The sequence below is a fragment of the Papillibacter cinnamivorans DSM 12816 genome (assembly GCF_900176335.1).
Taxonomy (GTDB): Bacteria; Bacillota; Clostridia; order Oscillospirales; family Oscillospiraceae; genus Papillibacter; species Papillibacter cinnamivorans.
The window spans coordinates 35,330-55,711 of record NZ_FWXW01000009.1 but is presented as its reverse complement, the minus strand read 5'-3'; the positions used below and the strand labels follow the sequence as shown (position 1 = coordinate 55,711).

The 20,382-nt window shown below is 50.5% G+C and carries 18 protein-coding genes and 2 tRNA genes; 9 read left to right on the top strand and 11 right to left on the bottom strand.

What is annotated here, in order from left to right; translation table 11 throughout:
- Positions 1-84: 84 nt before the first annotated feature.
- The 8 genes from B9A13_RS12015 to B9A13_RS14155 form a co-directional block, all read right to left on the bottom strand.
- Positions 85-1,503: a radical SAM protein gene (locus tag B9A13_RS12015; protein ID WP_084235406.1), complete on the bottom strand. Its 1,419-nt coding sequence runs from the start codon at positions 1,501-1,503 to the stop codon at positions 85-87.
- A gap of 559 nt (positions 1,504-2,062) precedes the next feature.
- The gene (locus B9A13_RS12010) at positions 2,063-4,162 is read right to left on the bottom strand and encodes an acetate--CoA ligase family protein (RefSeq protein WP_084235405.1); all 2,100 of its coding nucleotides are present in this window, start codon (positions 4,160-4,162) and stop codon (positions 2,063-2,065) included.
- A gap of 372 nt (positions 4,163-4,534) precedes the next feature.
- The gene (locus B9A13_RS12005) at positions 4,535-5,170 is read right to left on the bottom strand and encodes a TetR/AcrR family transcriptional regulator (protein ID WP_084235404.1); all 636 of its coding nucleotides are present in this window, start codon (positions 5,168-5,170) and stop codon (positions 4,535-4,537) included.
- Between the two features lie 492 nt (positions 5,171-5,662).
- Positions 5,663-6,460, bottom strand: coding sequence for an enoyl-CoA hydratase/isomerase family protein (locus B9A13_RS12000; protein ID WP_084235403.1), 798 nt, complete (start codon positions 6,458-6,460; stop codon positions 5,663-5,665).
- Between the two features lie 10 nt (positions 6,461-6,470).
- Positions 6,471-6,935 carry a MaoC/PaaZ C-terminal domain-containing protein gene (locus B9A13_RS11995; RefSeq protein WP_084235402.1) on the bottom strand — a complete coding sequence of 155 codons (465 nt, stop codon included), beginning with the start codon at positions 6,933-6,935 and terminating at the stop codon, positions 6,471-6,473.
- A 45-nt stretch (positions 6,936-6,980) separates the two neighbouring features.
- Entirely contained in the window at positions 6,981-8,117 is a 1,137-nt protein-coding gene (locus B9A13_RS11990; RefSeq protein WP_084235401.1) for an acyl-CoA dehydrogenase family protein, read from the bottom strand.
- 122 nt (positions 8,118-8,239) lie between these two features.
- Positions 8,240-9,451, bottom strand: a complete 1,212-nt coding sequence (locus B9A13_RS11985) for a CaiB/BaiF CoA transferase family protein (RefSeq protein ID WP_084235400.1) — start codon at positions 9,449-9,451, stop codon at positions 8,240-8,242.
- 387 nt (positions 9,452-9,838) lie between these two features.
- Positions 9,839-9,982, bottom strand: a complete 144-nt coding sequence (locus B9A13_RS14155) for a hypothetical protein (protein ID WP_159448133.1) — start codon at positions 9,980-9,982, stop codon at positions 9,839-9,841.
- Between the two features lie 289 nt (positions 9,983-10,271).
- On the opposite strand from B9A13_RS14155, the gene B9A13_RS11980 reads away from it, so the two are divergent.
- The 5 genes from B9A13_RS11980 (at position 10,272) to B9A13_RS11960 (ending at position 16,058) form a co-directional block, all read left to right on the top strand.
- A complete protein-coding gene (locus B9A13_RS11980; protein WP_159448132.1) occupies positions 10,272-11,300 on the top strand; it encodes a ketopantoate reductase family protein in 1,029 nt (342 codons plus the stop codon).
- Between the two features lie 674 nt (positions 11,301-11,974).
- Entirely contained in the window at positions 11,975-12,733 is a 759-nt protein-coding gene (locus tag B9A13_RS11975) for an ABC transporter ATP-binding protein (protein ID WP_084235398.1), read from the top strand.
- A complete protein-coding gene (locus B9A13_RS11970; protein ID WP_084235397.1) occupies positions 12,726-13,541 on the top strand; it encodes an ABC transporter permease in 816 nt (271 codons plus the stop codon). Before B9A13_RS11975 ends, B9A13_RS11970 begins: the two co-directional genes overlap by 8 nt.
- On the top strand, positions 13,538-14,524 hold the full coding sequence (locus B9A13_RS11965) for an ABC transporter substrate-binding protein (RefSeq protein WP_084235396.1): 987 nt from the start codon (positions 13,538-13,540) through the stop codon (positions 14,522-14,524). Before B9A13_RS11970 ends, B9A13_RS11965 begins: the two co-directional genes overlap by 4 nt.
- Positions 14,525-15,125: 601 nt before the next feature.
- Positions 15,126-16,058 (top strand): L-lactate dehydrogenase, encoded by a 933-nt coding sequence (locus tag B9A13_RS11960; protein ID WP_084235430.1) that lies wholly within the window; start codon positions 15,126-15,128, stop codon positions 16,056-16,058.
- Positions 16,059-16,353: 295 nt separating this feature from the next.
- Here B9A13_RS11960 and B9A13_RS11955 read toward each other — a convergent pair.
- Both B9A13_RS11955 and B9A13_RS11950 read right to left on the bottom strand, forming a co-directional pair.
- Positions 16,354-16,430 (bottom strand) — tRNA-Met (locus tag B9A13_RS11955).
- Between the two features lie 53 nt (positions 16,431-16,483).
- A tRNA-Leu gene (locus B9A13_RS11950) sits at positions 16,484-16,571 on the bottom strand.
- Between the two features lie 255 nt (positions 16,572-16,826).
- On the opposite strand from B9A13_RS11950, the gene B9A13_RS11945 reads away from it, so the two are divergent.
- The 4 genes from B9A13_RS11945 to B9A13_RS11930 all read left to right on the top strand — a co-directional run bounded on the left by B9A13_RS11945 (position 16,827) and on the right by B9A13_RS11930 (position 19,461).
- Positions 16,827-17,690, top strand: coding sequence for a DMT family transporter (locus B9A13_RS11945; protein ID WP_084235395.1), 864 nt, complete (start codon positions 16,827-16,829; stop codon positions 17,688-17,690).
- Positions 17,691-17,959: 269 nt separating this feature from the next.
- Positions 17,960-18,553 carry a translation elongation factor Ts gene (locus B9A13_RS11940; protein WP_242942856.1) on the top strand — a complete coding sequence of 198 codons (594 nt, stop codon included), beginning with the start codon at positions 17,960-17,962 and terminating at the stop codon, positions 18,551-18,553.
- The gene (locus tag B9A13_RS11935; RefSeq protein WP_084235393.1) at positions 18,550-19,146 is read left to right on the top strand and encodes a TetR/AcrR family transcriptional regulator; all 597 of its coding nucleotides are present in this window, start codon (positions 18,550-18,552) and stop codon (positions 19,144-19,146) included. Before B9A13_RS11940 ends, B9A13_RS11935 begins: the two co-directional genes overlap by 4 nt.
- 9 nt (positions 19,147-19,155) lie before the next feature.
- Positions 19,156-19,461, top strand: coding sequence for a hypothetical protein (locus B9A13_RS11930; RefSeq protein WP_084235392.1), 306 nt, complete (start codon positions 19,156-19,158; stop codon positions 19,459-19,461).
- A gap of 106 nt (positions 19,462-19,567) precedes the next feature.
- Here the strand turns inward: B9A13_RS11930 and B9A13_RS11925 are convergent, their stop codons facing one another.
- Complete coding sequence (locus B9A13_RS11925; RefSeq protein WP_242942855.1) at positions 19,568-20,329, bottom strand: pentapeptide repeat-containing protein; 762 nt, start codon at positions 20,327-20,329, stop codon at positions 19,568-19,570.
- Positions 20,330-20,382 lie beyond the last annotated feature (53 nt).

Sequence of the window (20,382 nt, the reverse complement as noted above, 5' to 3'; positions counted from 1 at the left end):
TTTTTTCGGTGATGGGACCGATTGGGAAGCGCGCAGCCGGCAGTATGGCCGGAGCGGGCTTCAGGACGGCTTTTAAAGTTTTTCTTACCGGACGGCGGCGTTTTTCCCGGCAAGGCGGGCTTCCGTCTCTTTTCCCAGGCGCTCCTGCTTTGCAAGAAAACGCTCCTGATTGGGGCTGCCCTCCCAGAGTTCTTCCGCCGCGGCCGCCCAGCAGGCGGCATATGCGTCGCACTTGGCGCACAGGTGCTCCGCCGATTCCGGAGACTGCAGGTCGGTGGATTTGGCGCCGGTTTTGGAGACCATCCCGCGCAGCTTTTCCGGGTTTTCCAGCATGGGACACGGGCGCAGCATGTTGTCGTTGAAGGGCTGCCCATCATGATAGGCCATGAAAAGCGGAGACGTTAGGGCTTCCAGCAGCGTTTTTTCGCGGATATTGGAGTCGGAATAGTGGATGAACACGCAGGGGTCCACATCCCCGTTGGCGTTGATGTGGAGATACCGGCGGCCGCCCGCTATGCAGCCCTCCACGTATTCGGCGTCGTTTTGAAAATCCATGGCGAAGATCGGCTTGCGGTCGCGATAGTCCCGGATGCGGCGGATTATTTCCTTCCGCTGCTCCTCAGTGGGCAGCAGGTCCACCGACGCGTCGTTTCCCACCGGCATATAGTGGAAATACCACACAAACAGGGCTCCCATCTCGATCATCTTGTCGTAGAATTCTTCGGAGGTGATGGAATCCATGTTTGCCCGGGTGTAGCAGCAGGAGATGCCGAAGGGAAGCCGCTTGGACTTAAGCAGTTCCATGGCCCGGATGACCTTCTGGTAGGTGCCCTGGCCGCGCCTGCCGTCGGTGGCCTCCTCGAAGCCTTCTATGGAAATGGCCGGGATAAAGTTCTTCACCCGCAGCATGTCGTTTGCAAACTCCTCGTCGATGAGCGTGCCGTTGGTGAAGCTTAGAAATTCGCAATCGGGGTGCTTATTGCAGATGGCGATAAGGTCTTTCTTGCGGACGAGGGGCTCGCCTCCGGTATAAATATAGAAATAGACGCCCAGTTCCTTGCCCTGGGTGATGATATTGTCGATCTCCTCAAAGGAAAGGTTCAGCTTGTTGCCGTACTCGGCGGCCCAGCACCCGGTGCAGTGAAGATTGCAGGCGGAGGTGGGGTCCAGCAGTATGGCCCACGGGACATTGCAGTTATACTTGTCCCGGTAGTAATCCTGCCTTCTCCAGCCGATGAGGCTGGCGTTGAGTATAAAATTCACAAAAAAGGTTTTCAGGCAGTCCTTATCGATATCGTGCAGAAGATACATCAGGTAGTTGTGATAGGGATGGTTGGGATCTTCGATAACGGCGCGGACGGTCTTCCGCTGATCCGGGAACTCGCCCTTAGAGAATTTGTCCACCCATCCTATGAGCTTGGGCAGATTCTTATCCGGATTTTTTGTGATGTAATCGACCGCTTCCTGGATGGCAAATTTCGTGACACCGTTGGGTAAACGCATATATATCTTCCTCTTTCCATTTATATTGCTTTTTTACTTTCCATCGGGTGTATGGAATCCGGCGGAGATCATCCGGCAGAAAAGGAGCTCCGTCCGCCGTTTCACTGGTAATTGCGACTCCACATAGTAGTTAACAATATCATATAATGTGGTAATGAAAACTATAATACTTCGTATTACAAAAGTCAATATATTATTCATATAATAATAGAATATAATATATTATAATTCCATTATCCGATAAAAAGACTAAACAAGACGTATGGTTGTCCCCCCGCCTCCGGCGGGGGGACAACCATACTGTTTCACCTGTTGTATTAACATTTTTATTGAAATCTATTATAATTCCATAAATCGGCTGCATCGGTAAGAAAAGGCCCTGATTTTATGTGAAATCAGGGCCTCCTTCTTCCAATCGATGAGGCAGAAACCAATTTACATTCGAGCGGCAGGAGCAGCTCCGATTGGACAAGAATCGGGGCCGCTCCTGCCGGTTTCCGGTCAATATGGTTTCCCGCGAGGGCGGCGTCTTATCCCAAAGCTTTTGTTCGGCGGAATATTATTTATACTTTACGATCACCGTATCTACCGCTTTTACGCCTTTTTCATAGACAAACACCGGGTTCAAGTCCAGTTCCTTGAGCGTATCCCGGTTTGCCACGGCATAATCGCCGACGGCGACCAGCAGATCGGCAAGGGCGCCGATATCCAGGGGGGCGCTTCCCCGATACCCCGCAAGCAGCTTATATGCCTTCAGCCTGGTCAGCATTTCCAGAGCTTCTTGCCGGTTGATCGGCGCCGGATACAGGGCGACGTCCCGGAACACTTCCACGAAGATACCACCGAGTCCCACCAGCAGCATGGGGCCGAAGAGCCGGTCGTTGTTGACCCCGACAATGATCTCCAGCCCTTTCGGCGCCATCTCCTGAAGCAGAATCCCGTCGATTTTCGCTTTGGGATCATAGGCCCGGCAGCTTTTCAGAATCTCTTCATAGGCCGCGACGGCCTCCTCTTTGCTTTGGACATTCAGTTTTACACCGCCCGCCTCCGTTTTATGCAGGATGTCGGCGGAATTTACCTTCAGCACCACTGGGTATCCGAAATCTCTTTCCAGGGCGGCTTCCAGTTCGCCCACGGAGGACACAACCGCCTGGGCGGGTATGCTGACGCCGAATCTTTTTATCTCTTCCTTGCTGTCAAATTCGCTCAGCGCGTACGTCTCCGTCGCTTTTACGTCCGTGTCCGAAAGGGCCAGCTCCAGCGTTTTCTTTGCGCAGTCGTACTGGGAGAATTTTATGAGGGAAGCGATCTGACTGTATCCCTTTTCTCCCCCCGTAAGCACGAAAATGCCCCTTTCCCCCAGCCTTTTTATGTATTCGGGGTTCCTGCCGCCTTCAAAAGACGGGAGGACAATCAGCGGCTTTGTGAGCGTTACCTCGTCCACGGCTGCGCATATGCCGTCGATCTGCGTGTCGGAGGTGCGGGCCTTTTCCGCCTCTATGCTGACACCTGTGGTCACGATGCCGATATCCTCGCTTTGCAGCAGGGCTTTATAGATTTTTTTATTGCTTTCCGCGTCGTACATGATCCCGGTGGTGGCGTCCAGAGGGTTATTGGGGGTGGCGAAATGAGGAAGGAGCTGTGTAAGAAGTATCTTAATGCCTTCGTCAAATTCGGGATGAACCAAGCCGTACTTTTCCGACAGGTCCGCGCACACCGCCGTCTCGCCTCCCGACAGATTCAGGCTTGCCAGGGTGGCCTTGCGCGGGAGCCTGCCGCCGAGATGGGTGAACATCTTCGTCAGGGCGATGAGGTCCACAAAGTCGTCGGCAACCACCACGCCGAACTTTTCAAACACGGCGTCGTACACCTGCCCGCTTCCCGAAAGGTTTCCGGTATGGGACACCGTGGCCGCGGAGCCCTTTTTGCTTCTGCCGCTTTTCAGGATGATGACGGGTTTCTTTTTCTGCGCCGCCTTTTTCAAAGCCGAGGCGAAAACCGCGGGCTTTTTGATTCCTTCCAGGTACACGGAGATGACCCTGACGTCCCCGTCTTCCGCGTAGAAATCCATCACGTCCTCGATGGTGACAACATTTCCGTTGCCGGAGGAGGTCATGTAGGACATGCCGAAGCCCGCTTCCGACAAATATTTGGTGATAAAGCCGCTCTGGGCCACGACCCCCACGCCGGTATTGCCGCTGAATTCGTAGGTCGTCTCCACGCCCCAGAGCATTTTCTTGTCTATGTTGTTCATGATTCCAACGCAGTTGGGACCGATCACCGCCATATCGTATTTCCGGGCCAGGGAGACCAGTTCTTTTTCCAGCCGTTTGCCTTCCGCTTCTTTTTCCTCGGAAAAACCGCTGGCAAAAACCACAGAGCCTTTGACGCCCAGTTTTCCGGCCTCGTCGATGAGGGAAGGTACCGTGCCGCCGGGCGTGCAGAGAACGGCGCAGTCCACCACCTCGGGCAGGGCGCTTAAAGAAGGATAGCAGGGTTTGCCCATCAGTTCCTTTCTTTCGGGATGTACGAAATACACCCTGTCCGCGCCTTCTCCTGCCAGCGCGTATTTCGCGGCAAAATACCCGAAGCTGCCTTCCCTGTCGTTTGCTCCGACAACTGCCACGCTTTTCGGCTTGAACACCTTTTTCAAATCCATATCGATACCTCCTTAAAACGATTTTTATTGGGCAGTTGATTAAGGGAAAAGTAAGATACTATTATTATATTATATATTCCATTGAGCCACAAGTTAAATAATGAATATGTTCAGTATTGCAGTTATATTCCATTGCACCAGGCCATACAATCCGGCTGTGGGCTGAATCTGCTCCAATATTCTCAAACATCCATTCATCCGCATACGGGATTTTTGCTCTCCCGCATTAAAAGATACCAAAAAACAGAAAAACACCGCGGAATCTCACGATTCCGAAGTGTTTTGACTGGCGGCGAAGGTTCAATTTAAACGTGCGGCATTCCCTTTGGCAAAATAGAAGCATGAAATCCCCCGGAGCAATGGAGCAAGTATTCATAAGCCGTCCGGGTTTTGAAAAACTCCGTCCAGCGCAAGATCGATCACATGGAAAAACTCCTTTTCATATCCATCTACGTCTTTCTGCACGATATCCCAAAGACTCGTGGAAACAAAGCCTATACTTAAAATCGTAAAAAGCAGCGAGGCATCAAAACTGGAATACCCCGCCCGCAGTTCTCCCCGTTCTTTTGCATAATGAATGATATTTCTCGTTATCGCCCAGACCGGGCGGTCAAGACTCAAAGCCTCAGAAACGCCGTTCTTCAGGATATTGATATACGCAACCCGAATGGCGCGCTGGCTGAGGATTCCGGAATGGCACACACTTCCCCAGATTGCCTGCATAAGCAGGAGCATTCTTTCCTTTGCCGGCTGGCCCTCATAAAAACTCCGTTCAATTTCCAGGTATCTTTGATCGGCCTTGTAAAATTCATCCAGGAGTATGGATTCTTTGGATGGGAAGTAGTTATACAGCAGACCGTTTGAAACGTGCGCGGCGCGGCAGATCATACTGACCGTAACGGTACCGTAGTCTTTTGTCGAAAACAGTTCCAAGGCCACCCGTCGGATTCGCTCTTTGGTTTCCTCCGCCTGTTCCTGCCTGGTTTTTTCCTTGGTTTTACGGTTCATTTTTTACCCTCACTATTATAAAATAAACGAACTGAAATGCGATATACCCACACGCAATACGCTTTTTCAAAATATGCCAATTCATTATACCGAGTTCAAAGGGCACTGTCAAACAAGGGTGAACGACCCATCCCGCCGCTCCGACATTCTGCTGCGGCGGCAATGGTATCGCAGAGGTTTAAATCCTTAAAACGAGCAAGAAGCCCGTCCCGTTTTTTCTCCCACAGCGAAAGTTTTTGACACTCTCAGTGCCGGCTGTTTTTCATGCAACAGCCGGCACTGAAAATGAAAAGGCGCATGGAATGAGATCCGGCTGCGCACGGAAAGCAAGTGCCTTACCCTGCGCGGCAGCCGCAGGCGCTTTTTAGTACCGATTCGATCCAAAATTGACATAAGCCGTTGATGGAAAGATCAAAACCATGTGACTGGCCGCCGGGAAAAACGATGCGACTTTCATTTGCACCGTGCGCGGGGCTTTTTAAACAGGCGGGGTTATTTTCCCTTGAAGGCAGGTTTTCTTTTTTCGATGAAGGCGCGGGTCCCCTCCCGCTTGTCATCCGTACTCAGGAGCATGCCGAAGGTCAGGTTCTCAATATAAAGCGCCGTCTTCAGGTCCACATCCAAAGAGCGGTTAATTGCCTGCTTACCCAACCGCAGAGCCAAAGGACCTTTCTTGGCAAGAGATTTTGCAAGCTTCACTGCCTCTGCCAGTAAATCTTCCCGGGGGACCACCTTCATTGCCAGATTGTGCGTAACCGCCTCCTGGGCCGACAGGGTTCTGCCCGCCAGTATCATGTCCTTGGCGATTCCAATGCCTGCCAATCTGGACAGACGCTGTGTCCCGCCAGCGCCCGGGATCAGACCTAAACCGACTTCCGGCAGCCCCAGGGCGGCATTTTCGGATACGATACGGAAATCGCACGCAAGCGCCACCTCCAAACCGCCTCCCAGCGCATAGCCGTTGATGGCCGCAATCACGGGCTTGGAGCAGCTTTCCAACAGGATCAGTGCCTGGCCGAGGTCGGTGCAGGGCGGATTGACCGCATCCATGGGAACCATGCCGGTCAGGGTGTTGATATCCGCTCCGGCAATAAACGATTTGTCACCGGCACCGGTAATGATACCCACCTGCAGATGCTCCGCCTTTTCCAGGTATTCCGCAAAATTCAGAAGATCGGTCCAGGCGGCCTGGTTCAGAGCATTGAGAGCTTCGGGCCTGGAAATCGTAAATATCGCGATTCCCTCTTGTTCTTCCAATGTAAAGTGCGTAAATTCCGGTTTCTTTAACATAGCAGCCTCCCTATTTTGTGGGCCTGCACATAATCATGACGGTATCGGTATGTTCCAGGACTACGATATCGTTCTGGTTGTATACCTGGCCCGCTGTTTTCATCACTGCAACTCCAGGTTTTTTGGTTTCTCTCAACTCCACTACTTTTATGATGGTTCGTATGGTGTCGCCGATCCGGACGACGGACTTGAAATCAACACTGGTGTTCAGATAAGCAAGGATCGTGCCGTCAAACAAGCCGGATTGGCTGACCTCCCCCGTTGAAATTGCCAGCGATAAAAGCCCGTGGGCGATACGTCCCTTGTGTACAGTGCCCTTTGCGTATTCCTCACTGGTGTGCAGCTGGATAAAATCTCCCGATACTCCCGCAAAGTTTACAATGTCTGCTTCCGTAATGGTGCGCGACACCGTGCAGAATTCATCGCCGACTTTGAAATCTTCGTAATACTTTCCGGTTGCCTTGTATTCTGTCATTTTCGTCAACCTCCCAGGTAAACATCCGAAGATGGAACGCAGCAATCAATATTCGCTGTCGGTAAACTTTGCAATGACCATCCGCTGGATTTGGTTGGTGCCTTCGAATATCTGATAAACCTTTGCATCGCGCATCAGCTTCTCCACCGGATAATCCTTGCTGTATCCGTATCCGCCAAAAATCTGAACGGCGTCTGTCGTGACCTTCATGACCGTATCCGTGGCGAAGAGTTTGCACATAGCGCCTTCTTTAGCATAGGGAAGTCCCCTTTCCTTTTTCTCCAGGAACTTTTCCACCAGACCGCGCGATGCTTCGATACCAACCTCCATATCGGCGATCATGAACTGAACGGCCTGGAAATTGCCGATAGGCTGGCCGAACGCGATCCGAAGCTTTGCGTATTTGACGGCTTCTTCCAGGGCCCGCTGCGCGATTCCGATGGCGGAGGCCGCAACGGAGGCGCGGCCTCCGTCCAGAGCCTTCATGGCCGTAATATAGCCAAAACCTTCCTTGCCCAGCAGATTCTCAGCGGGAACGACCGCATCTTCAAACACCACTTCGGTGGTGTTGGAGAGCCGCATGCCCATCTTATTCTCATGCTTTCCGGAGGACACGCCGGGACCCCTTTCCACAATAAAAGCCGAAATGCCCTTGACGCCCTTGCTTTTGTCTGTCATGGCCATGACAATGAAGAAATCCGCGATACCGCCGTTGGTAATAAAGGTCTTGGTACCGTTGATGACATAGTGGTCACCGTCCCTGACCGCGCTGGTCTTTAAAGCGGCGGCATTGGAACCCGCCTGGGGCTCGGTCAGGCAGAAGGCTCCGATTTTTCCGGCTGTAATCAGGGCTCCCGTGCGTCTTTTTTGTTCCTCGCTGCCCATTTCCAGCACGCACTTCATCGCCATGGCGGTAATGGTAAAAGCTGAGCTGACGCCGGCATCATGCCGGGCCATTTCCTCTACCAGGATCGTGGTGGTCCGATCGTCCAGTCCCATGCCGCCGTATTCCTCGGGAATGTCCATGGCGTGCAGGCCCATTTGAATCCCCTGCTTCACAAATTGCATGGGGGTCTCGCCCTTCTCCTCATACTCAGGAATCAGCGGGTCCAGTTCTTTGGTATAAAATTCGTCTATCATGCTTCGCAGTTCTTCTTGCTGTTCGGTCAATAGATATCCCATTTTGGTCATCCTTTCATAATCAATACGAATTATACAGGCAATCTGTTTCGCTCAGACTGATAAATATGGCCTGAAAACAGGACATGTGTATTGAATCACGGTTGTTTTCCACAATTGATAGTCTATTTCGTCTTAATAATCCCTGCTTCTTTCATTGCCGCAATCTCGTCGGCGGTATATCCAAGCTCCCTGAGAATTTCAGCCGTATGCTCGCCCAGCAAGGGAGCACGCTTCCAGTCCGCCTTGCCGACGCTGCGCGATTTGATGGGAGCCATGGGAAGGACCGCCGTATTTCCGCTGTCAAACGAAATCGTCCGCACATAGTCATTTGCAATCGCCTGTTCGTCTTTGCACAGCTCCTTATAGTGACGAAGGCGGTCAAAGACGATGTCAACGGAACGAAGCCGCGCGCTGGCCTCTGCGTAGCTAAACTTGCTGAAAGCTTTCTCCAGCAGAGGAATCAGCTGCGCACGGTTATTCAGGGCGGTCACGGTATCACAGAACCTCGGATCCTCGCCCAGCTCGGGCACATCCAGGACCCTGCACATCGGTTTAAAATAGCGCTCGAATTCCAAAATGGCAAGAGAAATCCATTCTCCGTCGCTGCACTGATAAAACGTATATATCGGCTGCATCTGGGTACGCTTTTTAGGATAAGGATCGTTATATTGATCCTGCGTAACCGTCATCATCGTGCCGCAAAGCCAAACCGCATTTCCAAAAAGAGAGATCTCGACCAAATCACCCTGGCCCGTTTTTTCGCGGGCGAGCAGCGCCGCGCAAATGCCGCCGAATAAAGTGTTCCCGGTGCTGGAATCACCGACGCAGCCCGGAGGGCTTGCCGGGTACCCGCTTGGCTCGGCCATATCCGCCAGCAGTCCGGAACGGGCAAAAAACGCAACGCCGTCAAATCCGGGCATGTCGCAGTCCGGTCCGGCCTGACCATAGCCCGTAAGCAAAGCGTAAATCAGCCTGGGGTATTTTTCTTTGATGGATTCGTAATCGATTCCCATTTTACGAAGCGCCTGCGGCCGGTTGTTTGTAAGAAATACATCCGCAGTATCCAGAAGCCGGAACAGGATTTCCTTTCCCTTTGCGTCCTTCATATCCAGGGCGATCCCTTTTTTGTTTGCATTGTATATATCGAAAAGCGGATTTTCCTGCTCGGTGGCGGGACATTTGCAGGCCGGCCCATAAAATCTCCAGACGTCGCCCGCAAGACTCTCAACCTTGATAACTTCAGCGCCCCAATCCGTCAAAAGTCTGGCTGCGGTGGGTGCTGCAACATAAGTGCTCAGTTCAATTACGCGGTAGCCTGACAATGGTTTCTTCAAAGTGGCACCTCCTTATTTTTATCACGAGAAACATCCAATACGCTTGCAGCTTTGGTTTTATCAGTCCAATAATCCGATGCACCCCCGTTCATGTTTGGTATAATCGCTGCAGATTCATTGCCCTGCCGGCAATCCGGCTACCGTCATATTTCCACACCCCCCTGTTCCGAAGATATTGATCCGCGCCGTATTACAATCTGATCCGTTAAATGCTTTCATTAAAGACATTCAACAAATGCGTTTAATGAAAGTATAACACTTGTTGCTCCCAAGTCAAGCTGTTTATTATTTTATAAACTGCGGAACAAAAATCGCTTATGGACTGAATCCGGGACCTCCGTTTTTGCATGCATTTAGTAGCATGTGAAATCCCATCATCTTGTTGAATCAGAGAGGCTTGGGGGCAAATCCGGCCGGATTGAGCGCAGAAGAACGGTTGGTAAAACGGATCATATACGGAAGGCACGAATCCGATATGGCCTTTGCCATGCCCAATAGCGTATTTCCTTCGAAGCAATTCGCAAATCCCATAAATTCACCTCCCGTATGCATTTCATTTTGCACAATCGCAAGATTACGAAGGGGGAACTTTTTATTATTTGCCAGTATCCATTATTGTGATGGAAAATCAGTACAGCCGCCGTCTGTAAATAAATTTGTGTTTTTAAGCACAATAAAATAATATATAAATTATAAAGAAACGCAGGGGAAATAATTGTGTTAAATGATTAAGCAAAACGGATGTTTTTATATCGCAGCTTGATGAAATTTCCATTTAAGAAATAATGGGATGGATTAAAAGATGAAAGGGGAACTGAATTTGATCAGCAGAATTGCACTAATGGGAGCGGGATCTCTCGGCACCACCCTGGGCGCATTCCTTTCCAAAGCAGGCTACGATATCATCCTGGTCGATGCCTATAAGGCGCATGTAGACGTATTGAACGAGACCGGCGCACACATCATCGGGGCCATTGACGAGGTCATTCCCGTCAAGGCATGCTACGCGGATGCCATGGAAGGCACTTTCGATCTGTTTATTTATATGGCAAAGCAGACTTATAATGATGTTGCTATTCCGCAAATGCTGGCGCACAGCCATGACAAAACCATCATCGTCACCTGTCAGAACGGTCTTCCGGAACCCGGCGTGGCAAAATATTTTCCCAAAGAGCGTGTAATGGGCGCTCCCATTGCCTGGGGCGGCATTTTCCAGGGCCCGGGCTGCACCTATTTGACGGTCGCCCCCGACAAGATGTTCTGTACAATAGGCACTTATACCGGCGAACATACCAGCCAATTGGAGGAAGTCGCAAAGATCCTCAGCGCCGGCAATGCAGTAACCGTCTCTGACAATCTCATGGGCCTGCGCTGGTGTAAGCTCACCTTAAACGCCTGCTTCAGCGGCGTATCCACCATCACGGGCTGTAATTTCGGCGAGATTATCCAGGATCCAGAGCTTATGCGCCTCGTAGCTTATATCGGCCGCGAGTGCGTTCTGACCGCCAAAGCCGGTGGCGTTAAAATGGAACCCTATCATTTTGGCGGCGAAGAGTATCATTTTGAGGAATTCTACGATTTCCCGGGGGACGATCCCGATATGAAAGTGATCACCGACGCAGCGGTGGGCTATCTGATGCCGGCCGCCCCCACCATCGCGTCGATGCTGCAGGATATCAAGCGCGATCTGCGCTGCGAGGTGGACGGCATAACGGGCGCGGTATGTGACGCGGGAGACGCCGGCGGCATTGACACTCCCGTGAACGACCAGCTGCGAGATATGATTAAAAAAATCGAAGCCGGAAAAATGCCCTATGAACGGGCCAACGCCAAGCTCATCAAGTTCTGATTTTCTCTGCGCCGCATTCAAAATAGAAAGTCTTATTTCATTCCCCCGGGAATATACTTCCGTATTTTTAACATCAGGAGCCTGCAATCCATTGGGATTGCAGGCTCCTGATCCGTCCGCCGGATAGCGGGGCCGGCGGATACAGAAAATAGCCGCGGTAACATAATGAACGAATGATACTGACGTGAAAAGCATATCCTGAATTCTTATAATCACAGAAACGACCTCGGAATCTGTTGATTCTGGGGCCGTTTCCAGTTACGAGGGTCTGCCGACACTCGATACTCAGCATTCTGGATTCCCATTCTATTTCAGTTTTTTCCGGCGCGTTTCATAATTCGCCGCCCCAAAAGTAATCCATTTTAGGCTTGCGGTCCCATAACGCAAGAAGCCGCCCCTCTCCGGATGGAGAGAGCCGGCTTCTTTGTTTTCCCGGGGGCACATCGCTGAGAGAAGTCTCCGAAGACCCTGCTGCAGAGTGCCGCCAAACCGTCCTGCCGGGATATTCACAGGTATCGGGACATGGACACAGGTTTTCCCCGGCTTTACCCGGCAGCCGGCAGAAGCGTATTTCACAACTGAAATACCGCACGTTTTCGGGCCTTTACCATATGATAAATCAGATAAACGTTTGCGTTCCCCCACCTTACCGTACAGAAGGAGCCACCGGTGCTATGTTTGTACAATTAGTTGATGTCGACATGACATACCAGGCACCGGATGGGGAAATAGATGCACTGCGCGGGATCAGCTTCGGAATCTCCGACGGAGAATTTGTCAGCATCGTGGGGCCGTCAGGCTGCGGCAAATCCACCTTGCTGTCAGTTATTGCCGGGATTGAGCCAACCGCAGCAGGCACGGTAACTGTAGACGGCGATGCAGTTACAGCGCCGTCTTCCAAGATCGGCTATATGCCGCAGAAAGACCAGCTGTTTCCGTGGAGAACCATCTGGTCCAACGTTACCCTGGGGCTGGAGCTTCAGCACCAAAACACACCGGAACGGCGGGAGCATGTCCGCGAGCTGCTGGAGCGCTACGGGCTGGCTGAATTTATTCACAAGATACCCTCTCAGCTGTCCGGCGGTATGCGTCAGCGGTGCGCGCTCATCCGCACACTGGCAACCGACCCAAGAATACTGCTCCTGGATGAGCCGTTTTCAGCCCTGGATTACCAAACAAGACTGTCCGTATCCGCCGATATCTATTCCATTATCCGCCAGGAACACAAGACGGCACTGCTGGTCACCCATGATATCTCTGAAAGCATAAGTCTTTCCGATCGCATTATTGTTTTAAGCAAACGGCCGGCTGCTGTAAAAGCGATACATACTCTTGAAGAACTGACGGAAATACCTCCAATGCAGCGGCGGGATCATCCAGCATTCCGAACCTATTTCAATATCATCTGGAAGGAGCTGGATGCCAATGTCTGAGCCCGCCATCTCCCTACAGCGGAAAGCGTACTTAAAAAAGAGGAAACAGACGAAAACCGCCATCACCGCACTGCGTATCGGCATATTAGCCGCTCTGTTTGTCGGCTGGGAAATCGCCGCACGTATGGGCGTCATCGACGCGTTTATTGTCAGCAGCCCGTCAAGAATGTGGAATACCTTTATGAACCTGTACCGATCCGGCGATCTGTGGCTTCATGTGGGCACGTCTGTGATGGAAACCGTGGTTGGATTTCTGCTGGGGACCCTGACCGGCACCGTCATTGCCGTTTTGCTGTGGTGGAGTGAATTCCTGTCCCGGGTACTGGACCCTTATCTTGTTGTGCTAAATGCCCTGCCCAAAACGGCGCTGGGCCCCATCTTCATTGTCTGGATCGGCGCCGGCCCATCCTCTATTATCGCAATGACGCTGGCCATTTCTTTGATTGTTACCATCCTTGACATGCACAACGGCTTTCTGGATACCGATCCGGAAAAAGTCCGTTTAATGCGTACCCTAGGCGCCACCCGACGGCAGATTTTATTCAAACTGGTACTGCCGGCAAACTTTACTACTATGATCAATGCCCTGAAGGTAAACGTCGGCCTGTCGTGGGTCGGTGTAATCATGGGAGAATTTCTGGTTTCCAAGGCAGGCCTCGGTTATTTGATCGTCTACGGCTCTCAGGTCTTTAAAATGGACCTGGTCATGACTACGGTTCTGATTCTGGCTGCGGCGGCTGCACTTATGTACCAGTGCATCCTGTGGCTTGAAATAGCAATGAAAAAGTATATGGGAGTGACAGTATGAAGAGATTACTTGCGCTGGTCCTGGGTGTTGTACTGATGACGGTCCTGTTTACGGGCTGCGGTAAGAAAGAAGAAACGACCGAGGTACGCCTGAATGAAGTAACCCATTCCGTATTCTACGCCCCAATGTATGTAGCACTGAATCTTGGATTTTTTACCGAGGAGGGCCTGAACGTTGAGCTGACCAACGGCGGCGGCGCCGATAAGGTGATGACCGCTGTTCTGGCGGGGCAGGCCGACATCGGATTGGCCGGTCCGGAGTCCTGCATCTACGTATTGAATGAGGGCCGTGAGGACTACCCCGTGGTATTTGCCCAGCTTACCAAGCGTGACGGCTCCTTCCTGGTCGGCCGCACCGACGAAGACTTTACGTGGGAAAACCTGAAGGGCAAAACCGTTCTTGGCGGGCGCAAGGGCGGCGTTCCCGAAATGACCCTGGAGTACGTCATGCGCCAAAACGGCATTGTTCCCGATCAGGATGTCGTGGTGGATACCTCGGTCCAATTTAACATGATGGCCGGCGCCTTTACCGGCGGCAACGGCGATTACGTTACCCTGTTTGAGCCTACTGCCACGGAAGTAGAGCTGGAAGGCAAAGGGTATGTACTTACCTCCATCGGTCAGGAAAGCGGAGAAATTCCCTATACGGCTTTCTTTGCCACGCAAAGCTACATGAAAAAGAATCCCGACGTTGTGCAAAGCTTCGTTAACGCGATTGCCAAAGGCCAGAAATGGGTCCAGGAACACACCGCTCAGGAGATCGCCGAAGCGATAGCGGATCAGTTCCCCGACACCAAGATCGACGTACTGACTATGGTGGCCCAGCGTTATAAGGATATCGATGCATGGAACGGAACCCCCGTTATGAAACAGGAATCTTTAGAGCGCCTGGAAACCGTAATGGAAACTGCCGGTGAGCTGGACCAGCGCGTCGACTTCAGTAAGCTGGTTGACAACAGCTATGCGGAAGCGGCCATCCAGTAATACATAACATTCAAAACAGGCTTTTCGTGCCGGAGGGAAAAGCCCTGATTCTTCTCGAATCAGGGCTTTTCAGCGGCTTCGGAGGCAGGAGTTGAAGCTGTGACCTTCGGATTATAAATAAACTCCGGCAGCTTATCCATCTGCGATGATCCCAGACTGTTAAAAGGATCGGAAAAGCAAATCGGCACAATCCCAGACCGTTTTTCATGGCGTATGACTGCAATAAACATCAGCCAGCAGGTTAAATACTTCGGCGAGAGAGCAGAATTTGACAAGCCGTAAAGCCGATGTTATAATGTACCAAATTTTATAACCCATGAAGCGAAGAAAACGGCAATGATGCTCTTTCAGAGAGTCCAAAATACTGAAATCCGGACAAAAATGAGTTACTAACGAACGATAGAGGGCGCAGTCAAAGGTGAAAGCCGGGTATTCTGTGACGTGAGGCATATTTAGATTGTCGGGGATACATCGGCATATCGCTGAGGGGCTCCGCTAAGGAGTCTGTGGCAAGGCGGCACCGTAATGCATTCGCCCTTGGTTTTGTACAGGAATCAGGAGTGCTTTCTTTTTCCCGGAAGAGGAAGAAAGGGTGAAAGCCGTGAATAAAAAAAGAATCGTCATAATCGGCGCCGGGCACGTTGGTTCCCATTGTGCGTCTGCGCTGGCAATGGAGCATGTGGCGGACGAAATCGTGCTGATTGACTGCGACGCTCCCAAGGCCGCCGCGCAGGCGATGGACGTTTCCGACAGCATTTCCTTCATGCAGTCGCCGGTGGTGGTTCGCGGCGGGGATTATTCGGATTGTGCCGGCGCCGAAATCGCGGTTGTTTCGGTGGGCAAACCCCGCCTGCCTGGGCAGTCGAGGCTTGATATGTTGGATGATTCCATCGTGATGGTGCGCGATGTTGCCGCACATTTGAAAGAAGCGGCTTTTGACGGTATCGTGATTTCAATCACCAACCCAGCCGACGTTATTGCAGACTGTATCCGCAAAGAGCTTGGCAAACCGCGACGGCAGGTTTTTTCAACCGGAACGCTGCTGGATACGGCGAGGCTGCTTAGGACCCTGAGCGAACTCACCGGCATAGACCGCCGCAGTATCAGCGCCATTTCCATGGGTGAGCACGGGGATTCCTCCATGATCCCCTTTTCCTGCGTTACGGTGGGCGGGATCCCTTTTGAACGGCTGGAGGACATTTCAAAGGAGCACGTTCTGGAACGAACCCGGAATATCGGCATAGATATCATCAATGCGAAAGGCTCGACGGAATTCGGCATCGGCTTTGCTTTGGCGGCTATGGCGAGAGCAATCCTCAACGATGAGAAGCGGGTAATGCCCGTTTCCGTCCTTTTGGAGGGCGAATATGGAATCACCGGCGTGCATTGCGGCGTGCCGGCCGTAATCGGCCGATCCGGCGTGGAACGGATCGTCGAAATCAGCCTGTCGCCTGACGAAAGCGAGCAGCTCAAACACTCCTGTCAGATTATTCAACAATACGTCGAGCGTGCAGATCATCTTCCGCGCATGTAAAATGAAATCTGAACGGAAAACTTTTTCAAAAATTTCAGGGAAGCTATGATTTAAAAATGCCCTGCATTTTAAAACGCTGAAAGAAGCACCGCGATAAACAGATACTCACAAGTAAACGAAAGTATTAAAATGTGCTTTTTTATTGCGGTGATCTTAATTATAAAAAAGTACCGTCATAATTTCATTATGTTTTCCTGTGCGGCTGCACGCGGCAACAGCTCAAAATAAACGCCGTATTGAAGGAAAACACAAAAAATACAGGCTTTGAGATTCCTCTCAAAGCCTGTATTTTCAATGGTTGCGGAGGCAGGATTTGAACCTACGACCTTCGGGTTATGAGCCCGACGAGCTACCGGACTGCTCCACTCCGCGATATAGAGGACACAAGGTTCCCGGGGGTATCCGGTTCCCGGCGAAAAAAGGTGTGGTGCCGGAGACCGGGCTCGAACCGGTACGGGATATGCTCCCACGGGATTTTAAGTCCCGGGCGTCTGCCTGTTCCGCCACTCCGGCGAATCGAACCATTGTGCCATAATAGAATAGCACGTGGGAAGACGTTTGTCAAGGGCCGGAACAAGAATCGGATGATCCGTGCCAATCGGTGAGAAGAACAGGTAAAAGAAACGCTGCGGGATTCATCCGGGCAGCAGGCGATACGCGCCGCCGCCCGGGTAACCGAATATTCTCCCGGCCACACAAAGAAAACCGAGTGACAGCGAATTGCGGATGTGGTACAATAAGCTGAAATTTTAAGAGAGCGGGAATACAATGGGGTATGAACGTCGCAGGGGCATAGTGCTCCTGGTGCTGACTTCGGCGCTGTGGAGCATGGCCGGGGTTCTGATGAAATACATGAGTTGGAACGGACCGCAGGTCGCAGGGATTCGAAGTTTGATCGCGGCCCTCACCATATTGGCATACATAAAGAAGCCGAACATACACTTTACAAAATGGCGCGTTATGGCGATTCTCAGCTATTCCTTAACGGTCATGTTTTTTTCCATCGCGAATAAAAACACGACGGCGGCCAACGCCATCCTGCTGCAGTACACGGGTCCCATTTACTCCGCGATTCTGGGGTGGGTTTTCCTGCGGGAAAAGATCCACCGGTGGGATGTAATCTCCATTATCGCGATCCTGGCGGGCGTCGCGCTGCTGGTGAAGGAAGGTCTGAGCACGGGGAATTGGCTGGGGGACGCGGCGGCACTGTTTTCCGGCGTCACCTTCGGGGCGCTCAGCGTGTTTATGCGCATGGAAAAGGACAACGACCCTGCGCAGAGCGTGTTCTGGGGCAATATTCTCTGCTTTTTGCTGATGCTTCCGTTTATGGGGAGAGTCGAAATATCGGCCCCCAATATTATCTGCGCGCTTGTCCTGGGAGTATTCCAGCTGGGGCTTTCCTACATCCTGTTTACCAAAGCCGTCGCCTATGTCAGCGCACTGGAAATCGTCATCTTTTCCATCGGAGAGCCCATACTGAATCCGGTCTGGGTGATGCTGTTTCAGGGAGAGATTCCGGGACCGTGGACGGTTGCCGGAGGCGCGACCATCATTGCGGCGGTGGTCGGGCGGGAGATCTGGCGGAACCGGCATGAAACCCGCAAAGCACAGGCGGAAATTCAGGCCGTCTAACTCTATCCTTTATACAGCGGATATCGTATCAAGGCAAGCGGACAGCGTATCCGCTTGCCTTTTCGTTTCCAAGCGCACCTATAACGGCTGCCGGACTTTGTCGTGCTTCGTAAGGATGAACGGGGTATCAGGCAGCCTTCCGGTCGATATAGTAAAAGGGCATACTGGTGCTTTTCGGGTAAGAGTAAAGGTGAAATGTCCCCTTGACTAACGGTAATAAATGTACTAATATAGTAAATACAGTACAGAAAGTATGGAGGGATGTCGTCGTGCCTATAACGCCATATGCAGTAAAACAACTGCACGAACAAACCGGCGCCGGATATATGGACGCTAAAACAGCTCTGGAAAAAGCAAACGGAGATTTTGAGAAAGCAATTGTTGTTCTGCGTGAAAAAGGCATCTCCATCGCAAAGAAGAAAGCGGTCAGACTGACCAAAGAAGGTATCGTGGGATTTTACCTTCATTCCAACGGGCGTATCGGAGTAATGCTTGAGGTAAACTGCGAAACGGAATTTGCCGCCTCCACACAGGTTTTCAAAGATTTGGCGCACAACCTGGCAATGCATATCGCGGCAATGAATCCCGTCTGTATTGCAGGTACCGATCTGTTGCCGGAGACAATTACTCAAGAGAAAGACATATTCGAGGCCCAGGCACGAAATGAAAATAGGCCCGAAACCGCGATTCCCGCTGTTGTGGAGGGAAAGCTGAAAAAATACTATCAGAATAACTGCCTGCTTGACCAGCCTTATTTCAAGGATTCAAACAGGAGTGTGAACGATGTTCTTGTGGAGTGTATTGCAATATTGAAAGAAAATGTTACAATTAAGCGTTTTATCCGCTATGAGGTGGGCGAATGACCATGAACAAAAAAGCAGACAAGATATTAAATACAACGATAAGACTGTTCATCCGTGACGGTGTCAGGAAAATCACGATGGACGATATTGCGGAAAATTCAAACGTATCCAAAGTCACGATATATAAATATTTTGCGGATAAGGATTCCCTGTATCATGAAGTCGGCAAGCACATTTTTTCAGATTATACGGAACAATTGAGAAATACCGCAGCTTCTGAACAGGCGCTGATCAAAAAACTATATGATTTCCTGGATATTATCAGCAACTTTACAAACAGCGGAAAATTTGAATTGTGCAGAGAACTTGTAAAATATAATAACGCGTTGGAAAACGAATATGATCTGTATTTGCAAATATACAGGCAGGCTATGCTGGCGCTGATTGACGAAGGGCTTGAAAACGGTCTCATAAAGAGCAGCATGAACAGAGATATGATTTTTCATTACATCGATATGGGCGTGGTTTATTATCAGCAGAGTCCCGAGTATCGAAACAGGATGCTGGGCGACAACAGTTTTCAGAAGCAATTTATGCTGTTTTATATCAGTAATATTTTTTCTGACGGAGCACAGATATTATCGGCCATATGAGGTGATTTTATGGGGCAAACCATATTACAATATTATATCAGCCTGGCAAAAGAGGGCACCAAAACATCAATTGGGGAAATCATGAAGCATCTGAATAAAAGCATGACTTTGGCCGAATCGAAGTTCATTGATTTTGCGCTGGGGCATGTCGATACTGAGGAAGGCGTGAAGATCATGGAGCACTATTTGTTCCACGGTACGCAGATACAGAGGAATTACTGCGCCCTGTATTTCGGCAGACGCGGCGAATACCTTATTATCAGAAGAGCATACGATGAAGGGCTGATTGATGCGAAACAAGCTTTTTCAAGGTGAACGGCAACCTGTCCTATTATGTTTTCCGGAAGGTTGGATTAAAGCCAAGAACCGGGTCGCAAGAGATATGCGGGCAACAAGGTGTTCGCATTTCCGTGAGCAGAATTTATCTGCATTTGTGTAAAAAAATTGCTTCTCTTAAATCAGCATCTTCAAAATTGGAATTTCTGATATCCGCACCTAAAAGGTTTGTGCCTAAAAAGCTGCATCCAGAAAAATTTGCTTCCATCAGTAATGTCATACTCAAATCTGCGCCTTCAAGATTTTTACGGCTGAAATCCTTACCCCAATAATCGCTATGCCTATTGAACGCTTGACAAGTAAAATTCGATTTTACCAGGGTTCCAACCCTTCTTAAAACATCGTTGACCTGATCTTTATAGTTATTCAGATCAAATTCCAAAATGATTTCTGGCGGGCCGGCACAGATATTGATATTTTGCTCAATTAACTGGTCTATCCTTGACCATAAATCTTTTGCCAGCGTTATGGTTTTGGATTCGGTTAAAAACCACCGCATTTGATGCAGGTGAAATACTATCAGAAAGACATCAAAAATTTGCTGTGCTTTTTCCGGTAAAGACAACCATGTGTCGCCCATGTAAATGGATGTGGTGACCGCTTGCCCCGCCCCGAAACAATCATATCCGATGCACCCTTTCATTTTCTTGCTCATCAGATTTTTATGGATTTTACAGGAGAAATCTTTTCGCATATTTGTACATGATTTCCCTGCGATTTTATCTTTTGGGAAACCATCTGTCTTTGAAAAGAACAATGCTGTACAGCATAAGCCGCTACAGTGTGAGCAGTCAATCCGCAGTGGCTTAAAAACAGCATCGTTAATGCTGTTTTCATGGATCTTCATGGATCATATCTCCTATCGCAGTTATTATCTCCTTTGTGTTCATAATACAATAT